The sequence below is a fragment of the Curtobacterium sp. VKM Ac-2865 genome (assembly GCF_015350905.1).
Taxonomy (GTDB): domain Bacteria; phylum Actinomycetota; class Actinomycetes; order Actinomycetales; family Microbacteriaceae; genus Curtobacterium.
Map to the genome: position 1 here is coordinate 235243 of NZ_JADKRZ010000006.1, position 25596 is coordinate 260838.

General features: G+C 72.4%; 24 protein-coding genes. 14 read left to right on the top strand and 10 right to left on the bottom strand.

From position 1 onward, the window contains the following. Positions 1–266: 266 nt before the first annotated feature. The 7 genes from mnhG to ITJ54_RS15375 form a co-directional block, all read right to left on the bottom strand. A complete protein-coding gene (mnhG, locus tag ITJ54_RS15345; protein WP_194629719.1) occupies positions 267–623 on the bottom strand; it encodes a monovalent cation/H(+) antiporter subunit G in 357 nt (118 codons plus the stop codon). After that, entirely contained in the window at positions 620–955 is a 336-nt protein-coding gene (locus ITJ54_RS15350; protein WP_194629721.1) for a sodium:proton antiporter, read from the bottom strand. The genes mnhG and ITJ54_RS15350 overlap by 4 nt, the downstream gene beginning before the upstream one ends. Next, entirely contained in the window at positions 952–1536 is a 585-nt protein-coding gene (locus ITJ54_RS15355) for a Na+/H+ antiporter subunit E (RefSeq protein WP_194629723.1), read from the bottom strand. The genes ITJ54_RS15350 and ITJ54_RS15355 overlap by 4 nt, the downstream gene beginning before the upstream one ends. Further along, on the bottom strand, positions 1533–3200 hold the full coding sequence (locus tag ITJ54_RS15360; protein WP_194629725.1) for a Na+/H+ antiporter subunit D: 1668 nt from the start codon (positions 3198–3200) through the stop codon (positions 1533–1535). The genes ITJ54_RS15355 and ITJ54_RS15360 overlap by 4 nt, the downstream gene beginning before the upstream one ends. Continuing rightward, a complete protein-coding gene (locus ITJ54_RS15365; RefSeq protein WP_194629727.1) occupies positions 3197–3667 on the bottom strand; it encodes a Na(+)/H(+) antiporter subunit C in 471 nt (156 codons plus the stop codon). Before ITJ54_RS15365 ends, ITJ54_RS15360 begins: the two co-directional genes overlap by 4 nt. Further along, positions 3664–6546 carry a Na+/H+ antiporter subunit A gene (locus tag ITJ54_RS15370; protein WP_194629729.1) on the bottom strand — a complete coding sequence of 961 codons (2883 nt, stop codon included), beginning with the start codon at positions 6544–6546 and terminating at the stop codon, positions 3664–3666. The genes ITJ54_RS15365 and ITJ54_RS15370 overlap by 4 nt, the downstream gene beginning before the upstream one ends. Positions 6547–6689: 143 nt before the next feature. Further along, positions 6690–7439, bottom strand: coding sequence for an SDR family NAD(P)-dependent oxidoreductase (locus ITJ54_RS15375; RefSeq protein ID WP_194629731.1), 750 nt, complete (start codon positions 7437–7439; stop codon positions 6690–6692). Positions 7440–7497: 58 nt separating this feature from the next. Here ITJ54_RS15375 and ITJ54_RS15380 point away from each other — a divergent pair, with 58 nt between their 5' ends. From ITJ54_RS15380 to ITJ54_RS15405, 6 genes are all read left to right on the top strand, one after another. Next, positions 7498–8295 carry an SDR family oxidoreductase gene (locus ITJ54_RS15380; RefSeq protein ID WP_194629733.1) on the top strand — a complete coding sequence of 266 codons (798 nt, stop codon included), beginning with the start codon at positions 7498–7500 and terminating at the stop codon, positions 8293–8295. A gap of 110 nt (positions 8296–8405) precedes the next feature. Next, complete coding sequence (locus tag ITJ54_RS15385) at positions 8406–9527, top strand: PQQ-dependent sugar dehydrogenase (protein WP_194629735.1); 1122 nt, start codon at positions 8406–8408, stop codon at positions 9525–9527. Positions 9528–9548: 21 nt separating this feature from the next. Next, on the top strand, positions 9549–10370 hold the full coding sequence (locus ITJ54_RS15390; protein ID WP_194629738.1) for an aldo/keto reductase: 822 nt from the start codon (positions 9549–9551) through the stop codon (positions 10368–10370). A gap of 2 nt (positions 10371–10372) precedes the next feature. After that, a complete protein-coding gene (locus ITJ54_RS15395; protein ID WP_194629740.1) occupies positions 10373–11245 on the top strand; it encodes an SMP-30/gluconolactonase/LRE family protein in 873 nt (290 codons plus the stop codon). Positions 11246–11294: 49 nt separating this feature from the next. After that, positions 11295–12446, top strand: a complete 1152-nt coding sequence (gene rlmC, locus ITJ54_RS15400) for a 23S rRNA (uracil(747)-C(5))-methyltransferase RlmC (RefSeq protein WP_194629742.1) — start codon at positions 11295–11297, stop codon at positions 12444–12446. A gap of 367 nt (positions 12447–12813) precedes the next feature. Next, entirely contained in the window at positions 12814–13500 is a 687-nt protein-coding gene (locus tag ITJ54_RS15405) for a transglycosylase family protein (protein ID WP_194629744.1), read from the top strand. A 70-nt stretch (positions 13501–13570) separates the two neighbouring features. Here the strand turns inward: ITJ54_RS15405 and ITJ54_RS15410 are convergent, their stop codons facing one another. After that, positions 13571–14590, bottom strand: a complete 1020-nt coding sequence (locus ITJ54_RS15410) for an LCP family protein (RefSeq protein WP_194629746.1) — start codon at positions 14588–14590, stop codon at positions 13571–13573. 78 nt (positions 14591–14668) lie between these two features. Further along, entirely contained in the window at positions 14669–15067 is a 399-nt protein-coding gene (locus tag ITJ54_RS15415; protein ID WP_194629747.1) for a MarR family winged helix-turn-helix transcriptional regulator, read from the bottom strand. Positions 15068–15152: 85 nt separating this feature from the next. Here ITJ54_RS15415 and ITJ54_RS18160 point away from each other — a divergent pair, with 85 nt between their 5' ends. The 4 genes from ITJ54_RS18160 (at position 15153) to ITJ54_RS15435 (ending at position 20329) form a co-directional block, all read left to right on the top strand. Then, positions 15153–17294 (top strand): MMPL family transporter, encoded by a 2142-nt coding sequence (locus ITJ54_RS18160; RefSeq protein ID WP_323741753.1) that lies wholly within the window; start codon positions 15153–15155, stop codon positions 17292–17294. Positions 17295–17306: 12 nt separating this feature from the next. Beyond that, positions 17307–17957, top strand: coding sequence for a GntR family transcriptional regulator (locus tag ITJ54_RS15425; protein ID WP_194629749.1), 651 nt, complete (start codon positions 17307–17309; stop codon positions 17955–17957). Between the two features lie 82 nt (positions 17958–18039). Continuing rightward, complete coding sequence (locus ITJ54_RS15430) at positions 18040–19530, top strand: LCP family protein (RefSeq protein WP_194629750.1); 1491 nt, start codon at positions 18040–18042, stop codon at positions 19528–19530. A gap of 16 nt (positions 19531–19546) precedes the next feature. After that, on the top strand, positions 19547–20329 hold the full coding sequence (locus ITJ54_RS15435) for an endonuclease/exonuclease/phosphatase family protein (protein ID WP_194629751.1): 783 nt from the start codon (positions 19547–19549) through the stop codon (positions 20327–20329). Between the two features lie 70 nt (positions 20330–20399). Here the strand turns inward: ITJ54_RS15435 and ITJ54_RS15440 are convergent, their stop codons facing one another. After that, positions 20400–21113: a hypothetical protein gene (locus tag ITJ54_RS15440; protein ID WP_194629752.1), complete on the bottom strand. Its 714-nt coding sequence runs from the start codon at positions 21111–21113 to the stop codon at positions 20400–20402. 168 nt (positions 21114–21281) lie between these two features. Here ITJ54_RS15440 and ITJ54_RS15445 point away from each other — a divergent pair, with 168 nt between their 5' ends. The 4 genes from ITJ54_RS15445 to ITJ54_RS15460 all read left to right on the top strand — a co-directional run bounded on the left by ITJ54_RS15445 (position 21282) and on the right by ITJ54_RS15460 (position 25578). After that, positions 21282–22022 (top strand): GntR family transcriptional regulator, encoded by a 741-nt coding sequence (locus ITJ54_RS15445; protein WP_194629754.1) that lies wholly within the window; start codon positions 21282–21284, stop codon positions 22020–22022. Next, positions 22019–23014: an ADP-ribosylglycohydrolase family protein gene (locus tag ITJ54_RS15450; protein ID WP_194629756.1), complete on the top strand. Its 996-nt coding sequence runs from the start codon at positions 22019–22021 to the stop codon at positions 23012–23014. The genes ITJ54_RS15445 and ITJ54_RS15450 overlap by 4 nt, the downstream gene beginning before the upstream one ends. A gap of 120 nt (positions 23015–23134) precedes the next feature. After that, positions 23135–24628 (top strand): purine-cytosine permease family protein, encoded by a 1494-nt coding sequence (locus ITJ54_RS15455; protein WP_228509492.1) that lies wholly within the window; start codon positions 23135–23137, stop codon positions 24626–24628. Further along, positions 24628–25578 (top strand): PfkB family carbohydrate kinase, encoded by a 951-nt coding sequence (locus ITJ54_RS15460; RefSeq protein WP_194629758.1) that lies wholly within the window; start codon positions 24628–24630, stop codon positions 25576–25578. Before ITJ54_RS15455 ends, ITJ54_RS15460 begins: the two co-directional genes overlap by 1 nt. Positions 25579–25596: the final 18 nt, after the last annotated feature.

Here is a 25596-nt window from a genome sequence, read left to right on the forward strand (position 1 = left end):
TGGTGCGTCTGACTCTACCGACTGATCCATCACCGGTGAAGGGTGAAATGCGCACGGATTCCGCGCCGCGATTGAACCGGCCGGACACTCTTTCCCATGACGCCCGCGCTGGGAAGCGGGATCGCACGTAGGTGGTCGGAAAGAACGACCTCCGACGCGCGATTCGACCCCCTACGCGCGGAACGACCCCCGACGCGCGGAACGACCCACCACGCGCGGAACGACCCACCACGCGCGGAACGAGCACCCACGCCCCACGCCCCGCCTCAGGACTCCGTGTCGTCGACCAGCAGGTCCTCGTGGCGGTACTCGTTCGACCGCAGCCCCGCGCGGGCGATCATGTGCGTCGACACCGGCACCAGGAACAACTGGAACACCATGATCGGCAGCACCACGAAGAACGCCGTCCAGGTCCACACGGCGACCACGATGGCCGCGAGGGCGAACGCCAACCCGAGCACCTGCGGCTTCGACATCGCGTGCAGACGGACGAGCGGGTCGGGGAAGCGCACGATGCCGATGCCGGCGCCGAGCGACAGCAGGGACCCGACGAGCAGCAGCCCGAGGGCGATCCACGCGCGGACGCCGGCACCGTCGATGAAGGACTCGAGGACCTCGATCACGATCCCTCCTGTCGTCGTTCGGGGGTGGTGGCGTCGGTGCCCTCGTCGGAGGGGTCGGACGACGGGGTCACGGCGCGGGCGACGGCGATCGTGGCGAACACGCTCGTCGCCGCGATGACCACGAGCACCGGGATGCCGGCGAGGTCCTGCCGGATCACCATCGCGGCGGCGATCACGACGAGCACGGTCGTGAGCACCATGTCGGAGCCGATCATCCGGTCGAGGATCGTCGGACCGCGGACGATCCGGAAGACCGCCATCGCGAGGGTCGCCCCGAGGAGCGCCAGGACCAGCGCGATGCCGATCCCCATGACGACGACTGCAGCGCTCATCGGGTCACCTCCGGTCGGGGGCCGGACAGTTCGGACACGTCCTGCTTCGACCCGACCGCCCGGATGACGAGGGCGTCGATCCCCAGGGCTTCCTGTCTGGCGGCCTCGACCTGCTCGACCCGTTCGGTGTCGAGCACGTGGAGCAGCAGACGACGGCGCTTCAGGTCGACGTCGGCGACGTAGGACCCGGGCACGAGCGACACGGCGAGCGTCGCCAGCGTGAACGTCATCTCCGACGTCGTGTGCAGCTGCACGAGCACGATCGAGCTGCGACGGACGCCGCGCGGTCGGACGGCCACCCAGGCGACCCGGAACGACGCCCGGAACACCAGCCCCGACCAGACGACGAGGAACCAGAGGAACCGCAGCGGCGAGAACCGCGTGGACAGCGGCACCGGCGGCAGGGGCAGCAGCTGCGTCACGAGCAGCGCCACGACGATGCCGCACAGCAGCGTGAGCGGGCTCCACGATCCCCAGAGCAGCGCCCACAGGACGGTCAGCCCGGCGGCGAGGGGGACGTCGTAGCGCCACGCGACGACGATGCGTCGGGCGTTCTGGATGCGGCGGGTGTCGTTCCTCACGGGCGCTCCCCGAGGACGGCCTGCACGTACTGCACGGGGGACTCGAGCGACTGGGCAGCGCGGGTCGCGTAGCCGTAGAGCGGTCCGGCGACGACGGTCAGGGCCACCGAGCCGAGCACCGCGACGGTGGTCACGGCGACCATCATGCGCGGCAGGCGCACCTTCTCGCCGGTGTCGGCGGACGGACGGGAGGCTCCACCTGCGCTGGCAGCGTCGGTGACCGTCACCGAGCCTCCCGTCAGGACAGAGCCGTCGGTCTCCGAGATCGTGACCGGCGCCGGTTCCGGCGCGCGGAGTGTCTCGTGCGCCTCGGCGACGGCGGCGTGCGGGGCCGCGGGCTCGGCGGCGGGCTTCGGTCGCCAGAAGGCGGCGTCCCAGACGCGCATCAGCGCGTAGAGCGTCAGGAGGCTGGTGACGACCCCGGCGCCGATCGTCACGTACGCCAGGGGACTCCCGTCGATGGCGGCGGCGCGGAACAGGCCGAGCTTGCCGATGAAGCCGGAGAACGGCGGGATGCCCCCGAGGTTGAACGCGGGCACCAGGTAGAGCGCGGCCAGCAGGGGTGCGGCCTTGAGCAGCCCGCCGAGCGAGCGCGTGGACGTCGTCCCGCCGATGCGCTCCATCAGGCCCGAGACCAGGAACAGGGTGGTCTGCACGACGATGTGGTGCACCGTGTAGAACACCGCGGCGGCGGTGCCCGCGACGGAGCCCAGGCCGACGCCCATCACCATGAACCCGATGTGGCTGATGAGGGTGAACGACAGCAGGCGTTTCACGTCCGTCTGCGACACCGCGCCGAGCACACCGACCACCATCGTCAGGGTGGCCACGACGAGCAGCACCCCGTTCAGGTCGGGACTCGGGAAGATGATCGTCTCGAGCCGGATGATCGCGTAGATGCCGACCTTGGTCAGCAGGCCGGCGAACACCGCGGTGACCGGCGCCGGGGCGGTCGGGTACGAGTCGGGCAGCCAGAACGCCAGCGGGAACACGGCGGCCTTGATGCCGAAGCCGATCAGCAGCATCGTGTGCAGGAGCAGCTGCACGTGGTCGGGCAACCCCGCGACGCGTTCGCTGATCTGGGCGATGTTGACCGTGCCCGTGGCGCCGTAGACCAGGCCGATCGCGGAGAGGAAGATCGCCGACGCGATGAGGCTCGTCACGATGTACGTCGTGCCGGCGCGCACGCGCTGCTCGCTGCCGCCGAGGGTGATCAGCACGTAGCTGGCCACCAGGAGCATCTCGAACGCGACGTAGAGGTTGAAGAGGTCGCCCGCGATGAACGAGTCGAGCACGCCAGCGGCCAGCACGAGGTACGTCGGGTAGAAGATCGTGACCGGGGCCTCGCTGTCGTCCGCGGCCAGGCCCTGCCCGATCGAGAACAGCAGGACGATGAGCAGCACGCTCGCGGACACGGTCAGCAGCAGGGCGCTCAGGCGGTCCACGACGAGCGAGATGCCGTACGGGGCCTCCCACCCGCCGACCTGCACCACGATGGTGCCGTGCTGGTCGACGAGCACCATGAGCGTGGCGGCGACGGCCAGCGCGATGACGAGCACGGCGACGGTGATCGCACGTTGGATGCGCTGGTGCCGGAGCAGCCCGAGGGCGACGGCCGCGCCGAGCAGCGGGACGAGGACGAGGAGCGGGACGAGGAAGGTCATCGGGATCCCTCGCGCTCGTCGGACGGTGCTTCGTGGTGGCGCTCGTGGCCGTCGTCGGGCGTCACTCCGGCGTCCGGGTCGGTGTCGGTCTCGGTGTCGTCCTCGTCGGTCGACTCGCCCCGCGCGCGGCGGATGGCGACGTCGGCCTCGTCGACCTCGACCTCGTCCGCGCGGGACAGCGTCCACGAGCGGTGGATCAGGGCGAGCAGGAAGGCACTGACGGCGAAGGTGATCACGATCGCGGTGAGGGCGAAGGCCTGGGGGAGCGGGTCGGTGATGCCCTCGGCGGACTTCCCGATGGGCGGGTCGCCGGCGGCGCCGGACATCACGAGCAGCAGCAGGTTGAGCGCGTTCCCGAGGAGCAGGAACCCGAGCAGCATCCGCGTGAGCGAGCGTTCGAGCAGCAGGTAGACACCGCAGGCGAAGAGCACGGCCATCGCGATGACGAGGACGAGTGTGATGGTCATGCGGAGACCTCCTCGGGGTCGCGGTCGGCTTCGATGGTGTCGCGGGTGGACGTCCGGGAGTCCTCGAGGCGCTGGCGGTCGACCTCGGCGCCGAGGCTGCGCAGCACGTCGAGCACCAGGCCGACGACCACCAGGTACACGCCGATGTCGAAGAAGGTCGCCGTGACGAACTCGACGTGCCCGAGCACCGGGACCGTGGCCTCGAAGAACTCCGAGTACAGGGCTTCCTTGCCGAAGAACATCGGGACGATCGCCGTGACCGCGGCCGTCGCCACCCCGAGCCCCAGGAGTCGACCGGCCCGGACGGGAGCGGCGGCACCGAGTTCGGCGGGGCCCCCGGCCAGGTAGCGGGCCGCGAGCGCGATGCCCGCGACGAGGCCGCCCGCGAACCCGCCGCCCGCGGCGTTGTGCCCGGCGAACAGCAGGTACACGGACAGCACGATCAGGCCGTGGAACAGCAGGCGGACGACGACGTCGAGCAGGGCGCTCCGGCCGGTCGGCAGCGCGGCGCTCGTCGGCAGCCACGCGCGGGGCTCCCCGTCGCGGCGTTCGTCGGAGGACTCGGGCCGGTCGCGGAGGCGGGGCAGCGTGTCCTCGCGGGAGTTCACGAAGATCAGGCTCGCGACGCCGGTGGCCGCGGCGACGACGACCGTCAGCTCGCCGAGGGTGTCCCAGCCGCGCAGGTCGACGAGGGCGACGTTCACGACGTTCAGGCCGTGGCCGAACGAGCTCGTCAGCGCGGGCAGGTCCGGCCAGATCGGCGTCGCCGTGCGGGCCGAGGCGGCGACGATGACGACGATCGCCAGCGTCAGGCCGGCCAGTGCGGCGAACAGGGCGCGGAGCACCCGAAAGCGCGAGGGGTTCGCGGTGGCGATGCGCGGGGGGAGCCGACGGAGCACGAGCACGAAGGCGATGAGCGTGACGGTCTCGACGACCAGCTGGGTCAGTGCCAGGTCGACGGCGCCGTGCAGGACGAACAGCACGGACATGCCGTACCCGGTCACGCCGACCAGGACCGCCGCGGCGAACCGGGTCTTCGCGGTGACGACCGAGACGGCGGCGATCGCCATGACGATGACGACCGGCACCTGGCCCCACGAGTCCGCGAACCGGACGTGGAACTCCCACGGGCCGCCGAGCACCAGGTTGGCGAGGGCGCCGGCAACGAACACCGACAGGATGACCGTCAGGTAGTAGGGGAGCGAACCGCGCTGCACGAACGCGGTCAGACCGGTCGCACCGTGGTCGAGCCCGCGCATGATCCGCCGGTACGTGCCCGCGGCGCTCGGGGAACCGGCCAGGCGGTGCTGGACGGCCTCGACGCGGGTGCGGGCGAGGAAGAGGGCGACGCCGCCGAGGAGCGTCAGGGCGGAGATGCCGAGCGCGGGCTCCAGTCCGTGCCAGAGCGCCAGGTGCGGCACGGGCTCCCCGGAGCGTGACGCGGCCGCTGCCGCCGGCTCGATGCCGTGCGCGACGACCGGCGTGAGCAGCCCGAGTGCGAGCCCGGCGAGACCGAGGACCGACGGCACGACGCCGAGTCCGTGCAGCGCGTGCGGCTCGGTCTGCTCGACCCCGGGCTTGCGGCCGAAGGTGCCCCAGAGGAAGCGGAGCGAGTACGCGACGGTGAGGACCGAGCCGATCGTGACGCCGATGAGCGCCACCCACGCCCAGGCCGCACCGGGACCGTGCAGGGCCTCGATGAACCCGGTGAGCACGGCCTCCTTCGCGACGAAGCCGATCGTCGGGGGGATGCCGGCCATCGACACGAGGGCGAGCACCGCGACCGTCGCGAGCCACGGCATCCTCCGACCGAGCCCGCTCAGCCGGCCGAGCTCGCGAGTGCCGGTGACGTGGTCGACCGTGCCGACGACCAGGAACAGCGTGGACTTGAACGTGGCGTGCGCGACGAGCAGCGCGACCCCGCCGAGGGCGATCGCCGGCGTGCCCCAGCCGGCGGCGAGCACGAGGAACCCGAGCTGGGCGACGGTGCCGTACGCGAGCAGGAGCTTGAGGTCGGTCTGTCGGAGCGCCCGGTACCCGCCGACGAGCATGCCGAGCACGCCGAGCACCGTGATGGTCTCGCGCCAGCCCTCGAGCATCGCGAACGCCGGGGCGAGGCGGGCGACGAGGTAGATCCCGGCCTTCACCATCGCCGCGGCGTGCAGGTAGGCGCTGACCGGGGTCGGCGCGGCCATCGCGGCAGGCAGCCAGAAGTGGAACGGGACGATCGCGGACTTCGTCAGCGCCCCGAGGAGCACGAGCACGACGGCGACCGTGACGACGGTGCCCGACGGTGCCTGTTCGACGATCGCGGAGAGCTGCGTGGTGCCGGTGCGCACCGACAGGATCACCAGGCCCGCGAGCATCGCCAGGCCGCCGGCCGTGGTGACGACGAGGGCCTGCATCGCCGCAGCCCGGCTCGCCCGCTTGACCGAGTCGTGGCCGATGAGCAGGTACGAGAAGACGGTGGTGGCTTCCCACAGGATGAACAGCACGATGACGTCGTCGGCGATCACCAGGCCGTACATCGACCCGGCGAACGCCGTCAGGACGCCCGCGAACCGGCCGAGCCCCGGTTCCTTCGGGCCGAAGTACGACGCGCAGTAGACGAGCACGAGCGCACCGACGACCGACACCACGAGCGCGAGCACCCACGACAGGGCATCGACGCGCAGGGCGAGGGCGAGGTCGAGTTCCGGCACCCAGGTGAAGCGCTCGGTGACCCCGCCGTGCAGGGCGCGGTCCGTCTGCGTGACGGTGAGCACTGCCGCAGCGGCGGGTGCGAGGGCCGCGACGGTGAAGACCCGGCGACCGAGGAGCGGCGTGAGGGCCGGCACCAGCAGGGCGACGACGGCGAACGCGACGAGGACGGTGACCATGGGGCGCCTCCTCGGGGTCGGGCGTGACAGTCCGGCTCTGGGTGGCTCACAGGCTACCGAGAGCCGGATGCACAGAACCTGTGCGGCCGGACAGGATGCGCACGCCGTGGATCAGACTGCGAGCACCACTCTGCCCGCGACCCCTACCGCCCGTACGCCCGCGCGGGGATCTGCGTCGCGAGCTTGCCGCCCGACACGTCGAGCAGCGTCCCCGTGATGTACGACGACGCGTCGCTCGCCAGGAACACGAGCAGGTCGGCCACGTCGTCGGCCGTTTCCCACCGCCGGAGCGACAGGGTGTCGAGGAGCCGGTCCTGCGCCTCGGTCGGCATCGTCGCGAAGCCGTTCATGGCCGTCGGCACCATGCCCGGCGCGTACGCGTTCACGGTGATGCCCCACGGCCCGAGCTCCGACGCGAGCACCCGGGTGAAGGCCACGACGGCCGACTTCGACGCGGCGTAGGCGGCGCTCCCGACGCTCGGCACGATGGCCGCGAACGACGCCGCGTTGATGATCCGCCCCCGTCCCGCCGCCTGCATCACCGGTGCGACCGCCTGGCTCATCAGGAAGGTGCCACCGAGGTTGACGTCCATGCACCGCTGCCAGGCGTCCCACTGCAGGTCGGCGACGAGCCCGTCGACGTTGATGCCCGCGTTGTTCACGAGCACGTCGATCGTCCCGTGGGACTCCACGACCGACGCGATCGCCTGCCGCACGGACGCGGGATCGGCGACGTTGCACACGACGTGCTCCAGTGGGAAGTCCGGGTCGAACGCCAGGTCGAGGGCGACGACGCGGGCGTCCTCGGCGGCGAAGCGGTCGGCGAGGGTCCGGCCGATGCCGCGCGCCGCCCCGGTGATGAGGACCACGCGGTCGCGGAGGTCGAGGTGCATGGGGTGCTCCTTCTCGGCCGACGGCCATCGTCGACCTCCCCAGGCATACCATCGCGGCATGACGAGCAGCGGCACCGACGCGACCGGCACCGACGCGACCGGCAGGCACGCGACCGGCACGGACGCGACCGGCACGGCACGCGTCCTCTGGGTCACCGGCGGCGGCAGCGGCATGGGCGCCGCCGCGGCACGCACCGCCGCGGCGTCCGGCTGGACCGTCGTCCTCAGCGGCCGCCGGGTCGACCGGCTGGAGCAGGTCGCCGCCGAGGTCCGGTCCGCGGGCGGCATCGCCGACGTCCTGCCGCTCGACGCGAGCGACCCGGACGCCGTCACGGGTGCCGCCGCGACGATCACCGACCGGCACGGCCGCCTCGACGGGCTCGTGCTCGCCGCGGGGCTGAACACCCCGGCCCGACGCTGGGACGACCAGTCCATGGCCGACGTCCGCGCGGTCCTCGACACGAACCTCACCGCGGTGCTCTCGGTCGTCGATGCCGCCCTGCCGGCCCTCCGTGCGAGTGCGACGGGCGGGGTCGTGGTCGTCGTGTCCTCGTACGCCGGGTGGTCCTTCCAGCCAGGGGCGGGCGTCGCCTACTCGGCGTCGAAGACCGCGCTCGCCTCCGTCGTCCGCAGCCTGAACCAGCAGGAGGCGCCGCACGGCATCCGCGCCACCCACCTCTGCCCGGGCGACGTCGCCACGGACTTCCTCGACCAGCGCCCGCAGGTGCCGGACGCCGCGGCCCGCGCCGTCATGCTCACCCCGGAGGACATCGGGCGCACGATCGGCTTCGTGCTCGACGCCCCAGCGCACGTCCGCGTCGACGAGCTCGTGATCAGCCCGGTCGCGCAGCGCTGACGCCCCGACCGGCCACCTGACGACCGGCCACCTGACGGCCCGCCGGGTGTCTGCCGGACAGGTGCCGAGCCTCCCGTCCGTCCCCTGACCGCCCGCGTACCGTCCGCGACATGCGCACCCGGACCGCAGCACCCCTCGCATCGCTCGCCCTGCTCGTCCTGACGCTCGCCGGCTGTTCCGCCGGGCCCGACGCGGAGGACGACCGCTCCTCGCGGGGCAGCGCGACGGCGCCGTCGGCCCCGGACGACCTGGCGAACGGCGAGGTCGTCCCCACGGGAGCCGTGACCGACGTCGCGACCGACCTCGAGGCACCGTGGTCCGTCGTGCTCGTCGACGACACCCCGCTCGTGAGCCTCCGCGACTCCGGTGACGTGCTCGAACTCGCCGAGGACGGCACCCCGCGCACCGTCGGCACGGTCGACGGCATCCGGCACGGCGGCGAGGGCGGACTGCTCGGCCTGGCGGTGCACGACGACGACGAGCTCTACGTCTACTCGACCGGCGAGGACGGCAACCGCGTCGAGCGCTACCCGCTCACCGGGGACGTCGGCTCGTACGGGCTCGGCGACCCGACGACCGTGATCGACGACCTGCCCGCGAACAGCTTCCACAACGGCGGCCGGATCGCCTTCGGGCCCGACGACATGCTCTACGTGACCGTCGGCGACGCCGGTGACCGGTCCGAGGCGCAGGACCGGGACTCGCTCGCGGGGAAGATCCTGCGCGTCACGCCGACCGGCGACGTGCCGGACGACAACCCGTTCGACGGCTCCCCGGTGTGGTCCCTCGGGCACCGCAACGTGCAGGGACTCGGCTGGGCGGACGACGGCACGATGTTCGCGTCGGAGTTCGGGGAGAACACGTTCGACGAGCTCAACGTCATCGAGCCGGGCAGCGACTACGGCTGGCCCGAGGTCGAGGGGCGGGGCGGCACCGACCAGGGCTTCGTCGACCCGGTGCAGCAGTGGTCGACGGACGAGGCGAGCCCGAGCGGCCTGGCCGTCGTCGACGACACCGTCTTCATCGCCAACCTGCAGGGCCGGGTGCTCCGCTCGGTGCCCGTGTCCGACCCGTCGACCTCGCGCGAGTGGTTCGCGGACGACTACGGCCGGATCCGCACCGTGCTCGAGGGCCCCGACGACACGCTCTGGTTCGTCACGAACAACACCGACGGCCGCGGGTCACCGGGCGACGGCGACGACCGGGTCCTCTCCGTGGGCCTGTCCGACTGACGCGGGCGTACTGTCCGCAGCATGCCCGCTCTCACCGACACCTTCGCCCTGTCCAACGGACTCCACATCCCCCAGATCGGCTTCGGCACCTGGCAGATCCCGTCGGGGTCCGAGGCGTACGACGCCACCCGCGCCGCGCTCGACGCCGGGTACCGCCACATCGACACCGCGCTCGCCTACGGCAACGAGGCCAGCGTCGGCGAGGCCGTCCGCGACAGCGGCATCCCGCGCGACGAGGTCTTCATCACCACGAAGCTGCCGGCTGAGATCAAGACCGCGTCCGGCGCCCGCGAGGCCTTCGCGGAGTCGGCGGGCAACCTCGACCTCGGCGTCGTCGACCTGTACCTGATCCACGCGCCGTGGCCCTGGAGCGACATGGGCAGCGACCACCGCGCGGGCAACGTCGAGGTGTGGAAGGTCTTCGAGGAGCTCTACGACGCCGGCAAGACGAAGTCCATCGGCGTCTCGAACTTCGCCGTCCCGTACCTCGAGCACCTGCTCGGCCAGACGGACGTCGTGCCGCACGCCGACCAGATCCGCTGGTTCATCGGCAACACGCAGGACGACACGACCGCGTTCTGCGCCGAGCAGGACATCCTCGTCGAGGGCTACTCGCCGCTCGCGACCGGTGGCCTGCTGTCGAACACGGCCATCGCGGACATCGCCGCGAAGTACGACAAGACCGTCGCCCAGGTCGCGATCCGCTACCTGCTCGAGAAGGACGTGCTCCCGCTGCCGAAGTCGACCACGCCGTCGCGCATCGCCGAGAACGCCGACGTCGACTTCGTGCTGGCGTCCGAGGACGTCGCAGCGCTCGACGCCCTGCAGGACACGACCGACTGACGATGGTGTCGATCACCGACCTCGTCCCCGACCCGACCGCGCTCGCGCGCATCGCGACCGGCAGCACCTGGGCCGAGGGGCCGTGCTGGATCCCGGCGTCGCGGACGCTCCGCTGGTCGGACATCCCCGGCGACCGCATCCTGCAGTGGCACGCCGACACGGGCGCGGTCGACGCGTACGCCGAGGCCGTCGAGTTCACGAACGGCCGCACGCTCGACGCTGACGGCAGCGTCGTGCAGTGCTCGCACGGCAACCGCCGGGTCGAGCGCGACCGGGACGGCGTCGTGACCGCGATCGTCGACGGGTGGAACGGCGTCCGGCTGAACTCGCCGAACGACGTCGTCGTGACCCGCGACGGCACGATCTGGTTCACCGACCCCGCCTACGGCATCACGCAGCCGCGGGAGGGCCACCTCGGGGAGCGCGAGTACGGCGACCACTGGGTGTTCCGCTGCGCTGCCGACGGGTCGGACCTGCGGCCGGTCGTGCTCGACGTCGACGAGCCCAACGGCCTGGCGTTCGACCCGTCAGAGCGCGTGCTGTACCTGGCGAGCTCGGACGGGGAGCGCCCGGTCGTCCGCGCCTACGACGTCGACGGTGCCCGGGTGAAGAACGGCCGGGTGTTCGCGACGCTCGAGCCCGGGGAAGGGGTGCCCGACGGCATCCGCGTGGACGTCGACGGCAACGTCTGGTCGTCGTCCGGCCGCGGTGTCGTCGTGTTCGCGCCGGACGGGTCCCGCATCGGGGACGTGTCGGTGCCGGAGACGGTGTCGAACCTCTGCTTCGGCGGCGACGACGGCACGACGCTCTTCCTGACCGCGACGACCTCGGTGTACCGCATCGCCACGACAGCGCGAGACGCCGCCGCTCGCTGACGGCGGGCCCACTGACGACGGGCCCGCGCTGACGTATCCTGACTCGGCCATGCAGTGCGACTACTTCGACCGCGGGGTGTGCCACTCGTGCACGCTCATGGGGCAGCCGTACGCCGACCAGGTCCTCGACAAGGAACTCCGCACCCGCGAGCTCCTCCACGACGCGGTCGAGGCCGCGGGCGGACCCGGCTCCGTCGCCTGGTCCCCGGCGATCACCAGCCCCGAGTCCGCCTACCGCAACCGCGCGAAGATGGTCGTCGGGGGATCGGTCGAGCACCCCACGATCGGCATCCTCGACCACCGGCAGCGCGGGGTCGACATCCGGCACTGCGGGATCTGCACGCCAGGGATCCAGCGGGCGCTCCCGGTCCTCGCCGACTTCGTCACGTCCGCCGGGCTGATCCCGTACGACGTCGTGGCCCGCCGCGGCGAGCTGAAGTACGTGCTCGTCACCGAGTCGCCCGACGGCGAGCTCATGGTGCGGTTCGTGCTCCGCTCCGAGGGCCAGCTCACCCGCCTGCGCTCCCGGCTCGGCGACCTGCTCCTGGCGCTGCCGACCGCCGTCGTCGTGACCGCGAACCTGCTGCCCGAGCACAAGGCCGTCACCGAGGGCGAGCGCGAGGTCGTCCTCACCGAGCAGGAGACCCTGCCGATGCGCCTGGGCTCCGTGACGATGCACCTCCGTCCGCAGAGCTTCTTCCAGACGAACACGACCGTCGCCACTGCCCTCTACGCCCAGGCGTCGGCGTGGATCGACGAGGTGGACCCGGCCTCGATGTGGGACCTCTACTGCGGCGTCGGCGGGTTCGCCCTGCACGCCGCCCGTCCTGGTCGTGCCGTGACGGGGATCGAGACGAGCGCCGAGGCCATCCGCTCCGCCAAGCAGTCCGCCCGCGAGGCCGGCCTCGTCGACGTCCGGTTCGCAGCCGACGACGCGACCGAGCACGCGCTGCGGTCGCGTCCCGAGCAGACCCCGGAACTCGTGGTCGTCAACCCACCGCGGCGGGGCATCGGCGCGGCCCACGCCGACTGGCTCGAGGCCTCCGACGTCCGGTACGTCGTCTACTCGAGCTGCAACCCGGTGACGCTGGCGAAGGACCTGGCGCGGATGCCGTCGCTGCGGCTGCGCCGCGCGCGCGTCCTGGACATGTTCCCCCAGACCGGTCACCTCGAAGCCGTGACCCTCCTGACGCGCGTCTGACCGCTCGCTGACCGCGCCCTGGTGGCGACCCCGGTACGGCCTGGAGGCCCGTGGCGCCGCCGCCACGCGCCTCCAGTGCGCCTGGGGGCCACCGGGTGGCATTGCCAGGGAACTCGCATGATGGCGTACCCCGCCCCGCGCGATCGGCGCGCGCATGGGGATCGACGCTTACAGGAAATCGGCGGAGTGCGCATCCACCCGGGGTGGAACGCTTGGTCTCAGTTTGATAACGGCAGGGATCTTCCTATGGTTGCCGACCGTGACACCGGCGCGTACCACTGCCCCCGGTGACACCTCAACAGACCGCGATCGGTCGGGGTGGGCAGTGGGTGTCGTGATCCGACGAGCGGCCCCGGTGGAGCAACAGATGAAGAAGCAAACCCGTACCCGCGCCGTCCTCGGTGGTCTCGCCTTCGCTGGGATCGCTGCGGCGGGCGTCGGGCTCTCGGCCCCCGCGAACGCCGCTGCCGGTTCCACATGGGACGCCCTCGCCCAGTGCGAGTCCGGTGGCAACTGGGCCATCAACACCGGCAACGGCTACTCCGGCGGTCTGCAGTTCACGCAGGGCACCTGGGCCGCGAACGGCGGCGTCGGCAGCCCGGCGAGCGCCAGCCGCGAGACGCAGATCGCCGTCGCGGAGCACGTCCTCGCGTCGCAGGGCTGGGGCGCATGGCCCGCATGCTCGGCGAAGCTCGGGCTGAGCGGCACCACCGGTGCTTCGCCGGCGGCCATCCCGCAGCAGGCGGCTCCCGCGCCGGCTCCTGCTGCTGCCGCCCCGGCCGCACCGGCAGCCACGGCTCCGGCGCCCGCGAAGCAGGTCGCCCCGAAGGCGACCGCGCCGGCACCGACGGCTGCTCCGGCTGGCCCGTCGAAGCCCGCCGCGGTGAAGACCAGTGGCAAGACCTACACGGTGGCGTCGGGCGACACGCTCGACACCATCGCGACGAAGCTCGGTGTCGACGGTGGCTGGATGCAGCTCTGGGCCGCCAACACGACGACGATCAACGACGCGAACCTGATCTACGCGGGGCAGACCCTGCAGCTCCCGGCCTGATCCCGGTCGATCGACCATGACGAACGCCCCACGACTCCTGTGAGTCGTGGGGCGTTCGTCGTCCGCTCGGTCAGTCGTGCGGGTTGCTCGCGAGCCAGCGTTCGAGGTCGTCGGACCGCAGCGACGCGCTCAGCGACTGCACGGCGCCGGTGTTGACGGTGACGTAGGACTGGCCGTCGGGCGAGGTCCCGCCGCCGGCGGTCGGCATCGTGAACGTGTGGAGGTCGTCGGCGCGGACGTCGCGCAGGGACCAGCCGAGGTCGACCAGCGTGCGGAACGTCAGGCCGGGGTCGACTGCCAGGTACTTGCTCGTCGCGCTGACGAAGTCCTGGATCCGCCCCGGGTTCGTCGCGGTGTCCTTCGACAGGAGCCCGTCGACGATGCCGCGCATGAACGCCTGCTGGTTGCGCACCCGGGTGTGGTCGGCATCTGCGAAGGCGTACCGCGTCCGGACGAACGCCAGTGCCTGTTCGCCGTCGAGGTGGTTCGGGCCGGCGACGATCTGGTGCGCGTCCGGTCCGCGGGTCGTGAAGGCCTGCGGGGAGTCGACGGTGACGCCCCCGAGCGCGTCCGTCATCCCCCGGAACCCGGCGAAGTCGATCTCGGCGACGTGGTCGATCCGGATGTCGAGGAGCTGCTCGACGGTCTGCACCGTGAGGGGGATCCCGCCCCAGGAGTAGGCGGCGTTGATCTTCGCCGTGCCGTGGCCGGGGACGTCGACCCACGAGTCGCGCATGATCGACATCAGGTACACGGCCTTCCGGTCCGCCGGCACGTGGGCGAGCATCAGCGTGTCGGAGCGACCGCCCTGCGCCCCGTCGTCGTCCGCTCCGGAACCCGCGCGGGAGTCGGACCCGATGAGCAGGACGTTCTCCGCGCCCGCGGTGGCGGCCGGGCGCGCGCCGCCGGGGAAGGCGTCGGTGATGGTCTCGGTCTCGCGGTCGTAGCTCCTGGCGAGGCCGCCGATGAAGAGGCTCGCGACGACGGCGATCACGCCCGCGATCCCGACGAGGGACCCGACCGTGGCGACGAGCGCGACGAGGAACGGACGGCGACGGCGGGCAGGTCGTGCGGAACGGCGGCCGGACATGCGGACTCCTGGGTTCGGGCCGGCCCTGGCGCCGACTCAGTCCAGTCTATCGCATGTGGTATTTCAACGGTGATGTGGTCAGGACCTGTGGAGGATCCGCCCGAGTGCTTCTCGGAGCTGCGGGTCGTCGGGCAGGACCTCGCGTTCGATGTGCCTGGCGGTGTCCCACATCGCGCGGCCGTGGTCCGTCACCGTCACCACCCGACGACGCCGGTCGTCCGGGTGCTCGGTGCGCTCGACCATCCCGTCGCGCTCGAGCCGTTCCAGGGTGCGCGACATCGTCTGGGGCTGGACCCGCGCTGCACGGGCGAGGGTGTCGGCGCCGGTGGGGCCGGTCCGGATCAGGATGTCGATCGCGATCAGCGCCGCGTGCTGCAGGCCGATCGCCCGGAGTCGTTCGTCCCAGTCCCGTTCGACCGACCGCGCTGCCGCGGCGAGCAGCCGCCCGAGGGGCCACTCGGCGGGGGCGTCGTCCATGGGGGGAGTCTACGGTCGCGCGGTCGGTGTTCCGGGCCGTCCCTCAAGTAGTCAGCATGCTGACGATCCGTGTACGCTCACCGACGTGTCCCGCTTCCTCCGCATCGTGGTCCCCGCAGTCGTGATCGTCGTCTGGCTCGTCGTGGCCGCGATCGGCGGCCCCTTCTTCGGCCGCGTCTCCGAGGTCTCCACGAACGACCAGACCTCGTTCCTGCCGGCATCGGCGGACGCGACGGCGGTGCAGGAACGCGCCGCGGCCTTCCGCGACGAGACCGGAGCCCCCGCGGTCATCGTGCTCGAGCGCGACGGCGGGCTGCGGGACGGTGACTCCGCCGCCGCGACGACCCTGGTCGACCGCCTCGCCGACCGCTCCGACGTCGACGCGGTCAGCCCACCGATCCCGAGCAGGGACGGGGACGCCGTCGAGATCGTCGCGACGCTGACGAGCGCGGCCGACACGGGGACCGCGGTCACGGCGATCCGGACCACCGTGGACGACGCGCTGCCCGACGGCCTGCGCGGGTACGTGACCGGTCCTGCCGTTTTCACCGCCGACCTCACCGAGGCCTTCGCCGGCATCGACGGCATCCTGCTCGGCGTCGCACTGGCCGCCGTGTTCGTGATCCTGGTCGTCGTCTACCGCTCACCGCTCCTGCCCTTCCTGGTGCTCGGGACGGCGACGTTCGCCCTGACCGCGTCGATCCTCGTCGTGTGGGCGCTCGCGAAGGCCGACGTCGTCACGGTCAACGGGCAGGTGCAGGGCATCCTGTCGATCCTCGTCATCGGCGCTGCGACGGACTACGCGCTCCTCTACACGTCCCGGTACCGGGAGGCCCTCCGCGACCACAGCACCGGGTGGGACGCGACGAAGGCAGCGCTCCGCGGCAGCCTCGAGCCGGTCCTGGCGTCCGGCGGCACCGTCATCGTGGGTGTGCTCTGCCTGCTGCTGTCCGACCTCAACTCGAACAAGGCGCTCGGACCGGTCGCCGCGATCGGCGTCGCCTTCAGCGTGCTCGCCGCACTGACGCTGCTGCCGGCGCTCCTGCTCGTGTTCCGCCGGGCCGCGTTCTGGCCGCTCCGACCGGCGTACGGCAGCGAGCACCCCGTCGTCACCGGGCCCGACGCCCGCGGGCTCTGGGCTCGGGTCGGCCGCCTCGTCGCACGACGCTCGCGGGTCGTGTGGGTCGTCTGCACGGTCGGGCTGTTGGTGATGGGGGCCGGCCTGATCGGACTCCGGGCCGACGGGGTCCCGCAGAGCGACCTGGTGATCGGGCAGTCCCAGGCGCGCGACGGTCAGGCCGTGCTCGCGGACCACTTCCCCGCGGGGTCCGGCAGCCCGGCGCAGGTGCTCGGCGACGCGGACCGGCTCGACGCGCTCGCCACGGCCGTCGCGGGCGTGCGCGGGGTCGACGACGTGGTCGCGGTCGCGAAGGACTCGCCGACGGGCACGGTGCCGGTGGGCGACGGGGCCCAGGGGACCCAGGGCGCCGGGGTGCCGGGTGCCGATGCCCGGCCGACGGTGTCCGACGGGCAGGTGCTCCTGCAGGCGACGCTGTCGGACGCAGCGGACTCCCCGGCCGCCGAGCAGACCGTCCGCGACCTCCGCACCGAGGTCGAACGGGCGGACCCGGGAGCGCTCGTCGGGGGCGTGACGGCGACGGCGATCGACACGAACGACACCGGCATCCGTGACCGTACGTTGATCATCCCCGTCGTCCTGGTCGTGATCCTGCTCATCCTGATGCTGCTGCTCCGGAGCGTGGTGGCCCCGCTCGTGCTCATCGGCAGCGTGATCGTGTCCTTCGCCGCGGCGCTCGGGGTCGGCGCGCTCGTGTTCGACCACGTCTTCCACTTCCCGGGGGCCGACCCGGCCGTGCCGCTGTACTCGTTCGTCTTCCTGGTGGCGCTCGGGGTGGACTACAACATCTTCCTCATGACCCGGGTCCGCGAGGAGTCCCTGCGCGTCGGCCCGCGGGAAGGCGTCCTGCGGGGGCTCGGCGTCACCGGCGGTGTCATCACCTCGGCCGGGGTGGTGCTCGCCGCCACCTTCGCCGCCCTCGGGGTGATCCCGATCCTGTTCCTCGTGCAGATCGCGTTCGTGGTCGCGTTCGGCGTCCTGCTCGACACCGTGGTGGTCCGGTCGCTGCTCGTGCCGGCGATCGTCCACGACCTCGGTCGGCACGCGTGGTGGCCATCGCGCCTCTCGCGCCGACCGGGTGACATGTGACACGCTGAGACCATGCCAGTTCCCTCGACGCAGCCAGCAGCCGAGCGCAAGCTCCTCCGAGACACCGTGCAGGACAAGATCCGCGACGCGATCATGGACGGCACGCTCGAGCCGGGGGAGCGGCTCAACGACGACGACCTGATCGCCTGGCTCGGCGTCTCCCGCACCCCCATCCGCGAAGCACTCGCCGAGCTGGCACGCGCCGGGTTGATCGAGATGGCGCCGAACCGCTACACCCGGGTCGCAGCACCCACCTCCGCCGAGCTGCTCGACGCCTACCGGACGCTCGGCGTCATCTACGGCGGTGTGGTCCGCCTGGCGGTGCCGCGCTTCACCGACTCCGAGCGGAAGAAGATCGTCGGGATGCTCGACGACGTGACCACGCGGATCAGCAGGGACGAGATCGGCGCGGTCGCCCAGAACGGCACGGACATCTACGCGATGTGGGCCGACGCCTGCGGCAACCCGTCGCTCGCGCAGCTCTGCCGGTCCACGACGGACGGGCTCGCGTTCAAGCTGCGCGTGCCCGAGCTCGCCGACCTGGTGCCGGCCGAGGTCATCCTGCCTGAGCTGGCGAAGCTCAAGGCCGCGGTGAGCGCGAAGGACCCGATCGCAGCGGAGCTCGCCATGGAGGCCGTGCACCTGCTCCCGACGCGCGGCTGACCGACCCGACGCCGGACCCGCGCCTGAGTGGTTCGCAGGCGGATCCCACACTCGTCGCACGGTCACCGGTTATCGTGCTGCAGTGACGAGCGAACCCCGAGAGACGACCGTGCGCCGCCGTGGTGGCGCCGTGCCGCCCCGCCACGGCCGCCAGAAGCGTGGCGCAGGAGTGGTCTTCCCCGCCGTCGCAGGCGTGCTGACCATGGCGCTGCTGCTCAGCGGCGGGTACGCGGCGTACGCCTACAACCGCCTGTCGGGCGGCGTGACCCGGATCGACGCGATCGCCGGCAACACGCCTGCCAAGGACGACGTGGACGGCACCGCGCAGAACATCCTGCTCGTCGGCGACGACCACCGTCCCGACAACGCGACGCCCGAGCAGATGGCGGAGCTCAGCACGGAGTCGGACGGCGGTGCGACCAACACCGACACGATGATCGTCCTGCACATCAACGCCGACGGCACGCAGGCGACGATGATGTCCTTCCCGCGGGACTCGTGGGTCGACATCCCGGGCGTTGGCAAGGGCAAGCTCAACAGCGCGTTCCACTACGGCACGCTCAACGGCGGCGGCGACACCGGCGGGGCGAAGCTGCTCATCCAGACGATCCAGGACCTCAGCGGCCTGACCATCGACCACTACGTCCGGGTCTCGCTGCTCGGCTTCTACCAGGTGGTCAAGGAACTCGGCCCGGTACAGGTCTGCCTGAACCAGGCGGCGAAGGACAAGGACTCCGGCGTCGACCTGCCAGCGGGTCTGTCCACGCTCGACGCCAAGCAGGCACTGTCCTTCGTCCGGCAGCGCAAGGGCCTGCCGAACGGCGACCTCGACCGCAGCGTCCGTCAGCAGTACTTCCTGTCCCAGGAGGCCCGCAAGGTCCTCTCCGCCGGCACCCTGCTCAACCCGGTGAAGATGGGGAACATCCTCGGTGCCGTCGGGGGCTCCATCCAGACGGACACCGACCTCATCTCGCTGGCGTCGCAGCTGCGGAACCTGCGGCCGGCGAACATCCAGTCCGCCACGATCCCGACCCTCGGCACCCCGACCATCTACCCGAACGGCTACGCCGTCTCCATCGTCGAGGTGGACACCGTCGGGCTCCCCGCGTTCGTGCAGGGCCTCGTCGGTGAGCCGGAGGCCTACACCAAGGCGGCCGCCGCGCAGCCCGCGTCCACGACGGTCACCGTGCTGAACGGCAGCGGGACCACCGGTGCGGCCACGAACGCCGGCGGCGTGCTGAGCGCGCGCGGCTTCCAGGTCGGGGCCCCGGGCTCGTCGGACACCACGAAGACGACCCTGGTGCGGTACCCGGCGGGCATGGAGGCCCAGGCGAAGGCCGTCGCCGCGGTGGTGCCCGGGGCGGTCGCCGTGCGCTCCACGACGGTCACCGGCGTCCAGCTCGTCCTCGGCACGGACGGCAAGACCGTGCAGCCGGTCGCCGCGGCACCGGCTCCCGCAGCCAGTGCGGCGCCCGATGCCGAGCCGGCTCCCGCCCAGTCGGAGTCCTCCGAGCCCGCTCCGTCGTCGACCGACGTCAAGAGCTACGGCAAGGACGGCGTCTGCATCAACTGACGGGTACGGTCGACGGGTGGACACCGCAGGCCGCCCGATCACCCTGATGACCTACAACGTGAAGAACCCCGACCCGGCGCGGAACTGGCCGGCCCGGGTCCCCGTGGTGCTGGACGTGATCCGGCGCAACGACCCCGACCTGCTGTGCGTGCAGGAGGCCTTCGACCACCAGATGGACGACCTGCGGCAGGGACTGCCCGGGTACACCGCCATCGGGCAAGGCCGCGAGGGCGGCACGGGCGGTGAGCACGCGGCCGTCTTCTTCCGCACGAGCCGGTTCCGCCCGGACGAGGACGGCTCCTTCTGGCTCTCCGACACCCCGGACGAGCCGGCGTCGAACACCTGGGGCAGCGTCTACCCGCGCATCGCCAACCACGTGCGCTTCCTCGACGCCGAGGGGCCGACGTTCACGCTCCTGACCACGCACCTCGACCACGAGCCGAACCAGCACGGCGACGAGGTCCGCGGCCGCAGCGCCGCCCTCATCGTCGAACGTCTGGCCGGGGTGAACGGCCCCGTCGTCGTCGCGGGGGACTGCAACGAGCCCGCCGGGACGGGGACCGCGTCACGCGTGTTCGCCGACGCCGGGTACTCGGACGCCTGGACGGTGGCGGGCGACCCCGACGACCGGACGGCGACCTACAACGACTGGGAGCCGCCGGTGGACTCCGGGGAGCGCATCGACTGGGTCCTGACGAAGGACGTCGCCGGCGTGGACCGGGTGCGCATCGACCACGACGGGCCGGAGACCTGGTTCGCGAGCGACCACTTCCCGGTCATCGCGACCCTGCGCATGTGACCCACGGTCGGGCCTGACGGCCTGCGCCTGACGGCCCGCGCCCCTCGGCCTGCGCCGAGCGGCAGTGGGCTCAGCAGCCCCGCGTCGCGTGCACGGGCATCGGCGAGCCGATCACCGTGACCGTCGTGCCGTCGGTGAGTGCCGAGACACCGTTCGTGCCGGCACCGCGGCGGTCGGAGTGCCAGCCCTCCTCGAGCAGGACCTGCCAGGCCTCGGCGTCGTCGGAGCCGAGTGACTCGCGGGCGTCGGCGTCGGTGTCGTGGATCCGGTCCTCGGCGTCGTCGCCGACCTGGACGCCGTGCGGGCCACGGAGCTCCACGAGGTCGCCAGCGCGGGTGCGGACCTCGTCGCGGAGGACCCGGACCTCCACCGAGTTGCCGAGCGGTGACGGCGTGGCCAGTGCGGCGACGCGGACGGCACCGCCCCACGTGGAGGTCGTGCTGGCCGGGAAGCAGCGGCCACCGTCGCCCTCGGCGGTCTGGGAGCGGGACGGTGTGCCGAGCAGCCGCGTGAGCAGCCGGACCGTCGTGCCGGCGTCTCGCATCGAGGCGACCGCGACGGTCCGGCGGCCGTCACGGAGCGTGATCGCCTCGGCGTCGAGCTCGATGGCGTCCACCCGCTTGAGACGGCTGCTGGGGACCCACGTGGCGCTCGGCGACGGCGTGAGCTCGGCGGCGGCAGCACGGTCGTCGGGGGCGGACACCCGTGCGAGGTCGGCCGACGTCACGCCCGCCACGAGGGCGAGCGCGGCGGTGCCGAGCACGAGCAGGGTCCGAGGAGTCACCCGTCGACGGTACGACCAGGGCGACGACTGCGCGACGGGTGTTACCGAATCGGAGCCGGGCCGTCACCGGACCGTGACCTTCGTGGCGGAGGCGGGACGAGCCTCCCGACCGCTCGTGAAGTGGCTCTTCCTGGACTGGACAGGTCTTGTACATGTACCGTTGTCCCCATGCCCGTCTCATCGAAGCGACGCCTCGTCGCCGACGCCCTGCGCGACGCGATCGGCACCGGTCAGTACGGCCCCGGTGAGCGGTTGCCGGGTGAGCACGAGCTGGCCGAGCGGTTCTCGGTCAGCCGAGGCACCGTCCGCGCGGCGCTCGCCGACCTGGCCGACGACGAGTACATCGCCACCCACGGCGGCATCGGGTCGGTCGTGACCTTCGACGGCGCAGCCCTCGACCCGCGTGCCGGCTGGGCGCGGTCCATCGCCGGCAGCGGCGCCGAGGTGCGGGCCGTCACGCTCCGGATCGAGCGGGTCGTCGACCCGGAGCTCGCCAGCGTCGTCGGAGCCGACCCCGAGCTGGTCGCGGTCGACCGCGTGCGGTCGGTCGTCGACGGTCCGGCGGTCTCCTACGAGCGGAGCCTGGTCCCACGCGTCGGCCGACTGGACCGAGCCGTCGAGGACGGCCTGGTCGACGGGTCCCTCAGCGCCACGATCGCCGCCGCCGGCCTCGTCCCCGCCCGCGCCGAGCAGTGGATCGACGTCCGTCCGCTCGACGAGTCCGAGGCCCTCGTGCTGGGTCGCGACGCCGGCACGCCCTTCCTGCACAGCCGACGGGTGTCGAGGTCGGCCGGGGGCGCGTTCGTCGAGGCCGTCGACAGCCTGCTCGACCCCGACCGGTTCCGGATCCACATGCGGTTCGGCCAGCCGTCCGCAGCCCCGAAGACACGACAGGACACCACCCGATGACCCCCCACGACCACGCGCTCGCCGCCTTCCAGGGCCTCGCGATCGGCGACGCCCTCGGCATGCCCACGCAGTCGATGTCCCTCGCCGAGATCCGCGCCGACCACGGGCGCATCACGGGCTTCGTCGACGCCGGCCCCCGGCAGCGGATCGCGCACGGCATGCCCGCCGCGAGCGTGACCGACGACACCGAGCAGGCGGTCCTCGTCGCCCGGCTGCTCGTCGAGGGCGGCGGGCGGCTCGACCCGACGCGGTTCGCCGAGGCGCTGATCGCCTGGGAGCGGGAGATGGCGGCGAAGGGGTCCCTCGACCTGCTCGGCCCCAGCACGAAGACGGCCGTGCAGCGCATCCTCGACGGCGTCCCCGTGGCCGAGGCCGGCTCCACCGGGACCACGAACGGCGCCGCCATGCGGATCACCCCGGTCGGGATCACCACGCGAGCCGACGACCTCGAGGCCCTGGTCGACGCCGTGCAGGACGCCTGCCGGGTCACGCACGACACCGGGCTCGGCATCGCCGGTGCCGCCGCGGTCGCCGCCGCGGTGAGCGCCGGGATCGACGGCGCGACCCGGGCAGAGGCCCTCGACGTCGCGGTCGCCGCCGCACGGATCGGGGAGCGCCGTGGCCACTGGGTCGCCGGTGCCTCGATCGCGGCGAAGACGAGCTGGGCGCGCGGGTTCCTGCCGACGATCCCGGCCGACGAGCGCATCGGCACCGTGGACGGCGTCATCGGCACCAGCGTGGCGAGCCAGGAGTCCGTCGTGGCGGCGCTCGCGCTCGTGTCGCTCGACCTCGACCCGTGGGAGACGCTCTGCACCGCCGCCAGCCTGGGCGGCGACACGGACACGATCGCGGCGATGGCCGGTGCGGTGCTCGGCGCCGTGCACGGACCGTCCGCGTGGCCGGACGGCGCGCCCGACCAGGTCGAGCGTGTCAACGACCTGCGCTTCGCCGACGTCGTGACGCCGCTCCTCGCGCTGCGCCCCACCGCGTAGCCCCGAAGCCCCCAGAGCCCCCAGCCCACCCCCCCAAGCCCCCGGTCGGTGGCGTCCCCCCAACGCCATCGACCGGGTCCCTACCCCCTCGCAAGCCCTTCCGACGACGTAAGAGGAATGATGTCCGACACCGCTCCCCCCTCCAGCGGGACGCTCACCAGCATCGAACAGCGCGGGATCGAGCCCGTCCCCGCCGCCGAACGCACCGGGAACGCCGGCGCGCTGTTCTGGGTCTGGTTCGCCGCGAACATCTCGATCCTCGGGCTGCCGCTCGGGGCGACCCTGGTGGCCTTCCAGCACCTGAACATCTGGCAGGCGCTGCTCGTCGCCGTGATCGGTGCCGCCGGGTCGTTCGCCGTCGTCGGCGTGATCTCGGTCGCGGGTCGTCGCGGCGGTGCGCCCGGGCTGACCCTGAGCCGCGCGGTCTTCGGCGTGCGCGGGAACATCGGCCCGACGTTCGTCTCGCTGCTCTCGCGCCTCGGCTGGGAGACGGTGAACACGACGACGGCCGCGTTCGTGCTGCTGTCGCTCTTCACGATCCTGTTCGGCACGGACGGCGACGCCAAGCACGCCCCGCTGCTGACGATCGCCGCGATCCTGGTGTTCGTCGTCGCCACCGTGCTCATCTCCGGCCTCGGCCACGCGTTCATCGTCGCCGTGCAGAAGTGGGCGACGTGGGTGTTCGGCGCGCTGAACCTGTTCGTCGCCGTGTTCCTGGTGCTCCGCGTCGACTGGCAGGTCGTCGGCAGCGCCCCCGCCGGGCCGTTCGCCGCGATGGCGATCGGCATCGGCACGATCGCCGCCGGCACCGGCATCGGCTGGGCCACCGCGGGCGCGGACATCGCCCGGTACTCCAAGCGCAGCGTCCGTGCGTCGAAGCTCGTCGCCGCGAGCGCCGCCGGCGCCGGCATCCCGCTCGTGCTGCTCGTCGGGCTCGGCGCACTCGTGTCCGCCGGCGACCCGACGCTCGCCCAGGCCGGCGACCCGGTGGCCGCGATCCGCGACCTGCTGCCCGGCTGGATGGCCGTGCCGTACCTGATCGCCGCGTTCGGTGGCCTCCTGCTCTCCAACCACCTGTCCGTGTACTCGGCGAGCCTCACCACGCTGACCCTCGGCATCAAGGTGCCCCGGGTGTGGGCCGTGGCCGTCGACGTCGTCGTGACCACGCTCGGCGCCATGTACTTCATGCTCGTCGCCGACGGCTTCTACGCACCGTTCATCACGTTCATCTCGGTGCTGGCCGTCCCGATCACCGCCTGGCTCGGCGTCTTCATCGCCGACATCGTCCGGCGCACCTGGTACGACCCCGAGGCCCTGCTCGACCTCCGTGCAGGCGGCCGGTACTGGTACTCCGGCGGCATCGCCTGGCGTGCCGTCATCGCCTGGGCCGTCGCGATCGTCGTCGGGTTCCTGTTCACGAACGTACAGGTCGGCGACGCGGACCCGGTCTTCGTGGGGGCGTTCTCCGCCACGTGGATCGGTGCGAACGGCCTCGGCTGGATCGTCACGTTCATCGTCGCCGCCGCGATCTACGCATTCAGCGGTGGCCCGAAGGGCGTCCTGCACGAGCCCGCGGACGAGTCCGCGCCGATGCCGGTCCGCGAGCACGCCTGATGCCCCGGCTCGTCTCGGTCGGCAACGTGATCGTCGACATCGTGATGCGGATCGGCACCCTGCCCGAGCCGGGCGGCGACGTCATCGCGTCGTCGTCGGACATCACCGCCGGCGGTGGGCTCAACACGATGGTCGCCGCGCGCCGGGACGGCATGCAGGTCGTCTTCGCCGGCCAGTACGGCACCGGCCCGTTCGGCGACGTCGTCCGCCGCGCCCTCGTCGACGCCGACGTCGAGGTCCTGCAACCGGGCCTCGACGACGTCGACAGCGGGTACTGCGTCGCGCTCGTGGACGCCTCCACCGAGCGCACCTTCGTCACGAGCGTCGGCGCCGAGGGCCGGCTCGGTGCCGAGGAGCTCGCCCGCGTCACGCTCCGCGACGACGACACGCTGTTCGTCTCCGGCTACGGCATGGCACACCCCGTGAACGGGCGCGCGATCGCGGACTGGCTCGGGTCCGTCCCTGCCTCGGTGCGCGTGGTCTTCGACCCGTCGCCGCTCGTCGACACGCTGGACCCGGCGGTGCTCGGCCCCGTCACGGCGCGTGCGGACGTGCTGTCCACGAACGCCCGGGAGGCTCGGCTGCTGTCCCCGGGGTCGGCCGACCTCCGACAGGCGGTCACCGCCATCGCCGCTGGAGCACCAGGGACGGTGCTGGTGCGCGACGGCGGTGCCGGGTGCTGGGTGGCCGACCGCTCGCTGCCCGACGGGCCCGTCCTCATGCCGGGGTTCCCGGTGACGGCCGTCGACACGAACGGTGCCGGGGACGCGCACAGTGGCGTGCTCGTCGCCGCGCTCGCCCGTGGCGAAGGGATCCTCGGCGCGGTCCGGCGCGCGAACGCGGCCGCGGCGATCGCGGTCACGCGGTCAGGGCCGGCGACGGCGCCCACCCGCACCGAGACCGACGCGTTCCTGGCCCCGCACCGGACAGAGGCCGAACGCCGGGGGTGACCAGGGCCTCCCGTGCGT

Excerpts from the sequence above, each read along its gene's own strand:
- ITJ54_RS15385 (WP_194629735.1), top strand. The coding sequence starts at position 8,406 with ATGCGCACCCGGACCGCAGCACCCCTCGCATCGCTCGCCCTGCTCGTC.
- ITJ54_RS15380 (WP_194629733.1), top strand. The coding sequence starts at position 7,498 with ATGACGAGCAGCGGCACCGACGCGACCGGCACCGACGCGACCGGCAGG.
- ITJ54_RS15460 (WP_194629758.1), top strand. The coding sequence starts at position 24,628 with ATGCCCCGGCTCGTCTCGGTCGGCAACGTGATCGTCGACATCGTGATG.
- ITJ54_RS15350 (WP_194629721.1), bottom strand. The coding sequence starts at position 955 with ATGAGCGCTGCAGTCGTCGTCATGGGGATCGGCATCGCGCTGGTCCTG.
- ITJ54_RS15375 (WP_194629731.1), bottom strand. The coding sequence starts at position 7,439 with ATGCACCTCGACCTCCGCGACCGCGTGGTCCTCATCACCGGGGCGGCG.
- ITJ54_RS15365 (WP_194629727.1), bottom strand. The coding sequence starts at position 3,667 with ATGACCATCACACTCGTCCTCGTCATCGCGATGGCCGTGCTCTTCGCC.
- ITJ54_RS15415 (WP_194629747.1), bottom strand. The coding sequence starts at position 15,067 with ATGGACGACGCCCCCGCCGAGTGGCCCCTCGGGCGGCTGCTCGCCGCG.
- ITJ54_RS15405 (WP_194629744.1), top strand. The coding sequence starts at position 12,814 with ATGAAGAAGCAAACCCGTACCCGCGCCGTCCTCGGTGGTCTCGCCTTC.
- ITJ54_RS15360 (WP_194629725.1), bottom strand. The coding sequence starts at position 3,200 with ATGACCTTCCTCGTCCCGCTCCTCGTCCTCGTCCCGCTGCTCGGCGCG.
- ITJ54_RS15410 (WP_194629746.1), bottom strand. The coding sequence starts at position 14,590 with ATGTCCGGCCGCCGTTCCGCACGACCTGCCCGCCGTCGCCGTCCGTTC.
- ITJ54_RS15425 (WP_194629749.1), top strand. The coding sequence starts at position 17,307 with ATGCCAGTTCCCTCGACGCAGCCAGCAGCCGAGCGCAAGCTCCTCCGA.
- ITJ54_RS15455 (WP_228509492.1), top strand. The coding sequence starts at position 23,135 with ATGTCCGACACCGCTCCCCCCTCCAGCGGGACGCTCACCAGCATCGAA.
- ITJ54_RS15390 (WP_194629738.1), top strand. The coding sequence starts at position 9,549 with ATGCCCGCTCTCACCGACACCTTCGCCCTGTCCAACGGACTCCACATC.
- ITJ54_RS15445 (WP_194629754.1), top strand. The coding sequence starts at position 21,282 with ATGCCCGTCTCATCGAAGCGACGCCTCGTCGCCGACGCCCTGCGCGAC.
- ITJ54_RS15395 (WP_194629740.1), top strand. The coding sequence starts at position 10,373 with ATGGTGTCGATCACCGACCTCGTCCCCGACCCGACCGCGCTCGCGCGC.
- rlmC (WP_194629742.1), top strand. The coding sequence starts at position 11,295 with ATGCAGTGCGACTACTTCGACCGCGGGGTGTGCCACTCGTGCACGCTC.
- ITJ54_RS15450 (WP_194629756.1), top strand. The coding sequence starts at position 22,019 with ATGACCCCCCACGACCACGCGCTCGCCGCCTTCCAGGGCCTCGCGATC.
- ITJ54_RS15370 (WP_194629729.1), bottom strand. The coding sequence starts at position 6,546 with ATGGTCACCGTCCTCGTCGCGTTCGCCGTCGTCGCCCTGCTGGTGCCG.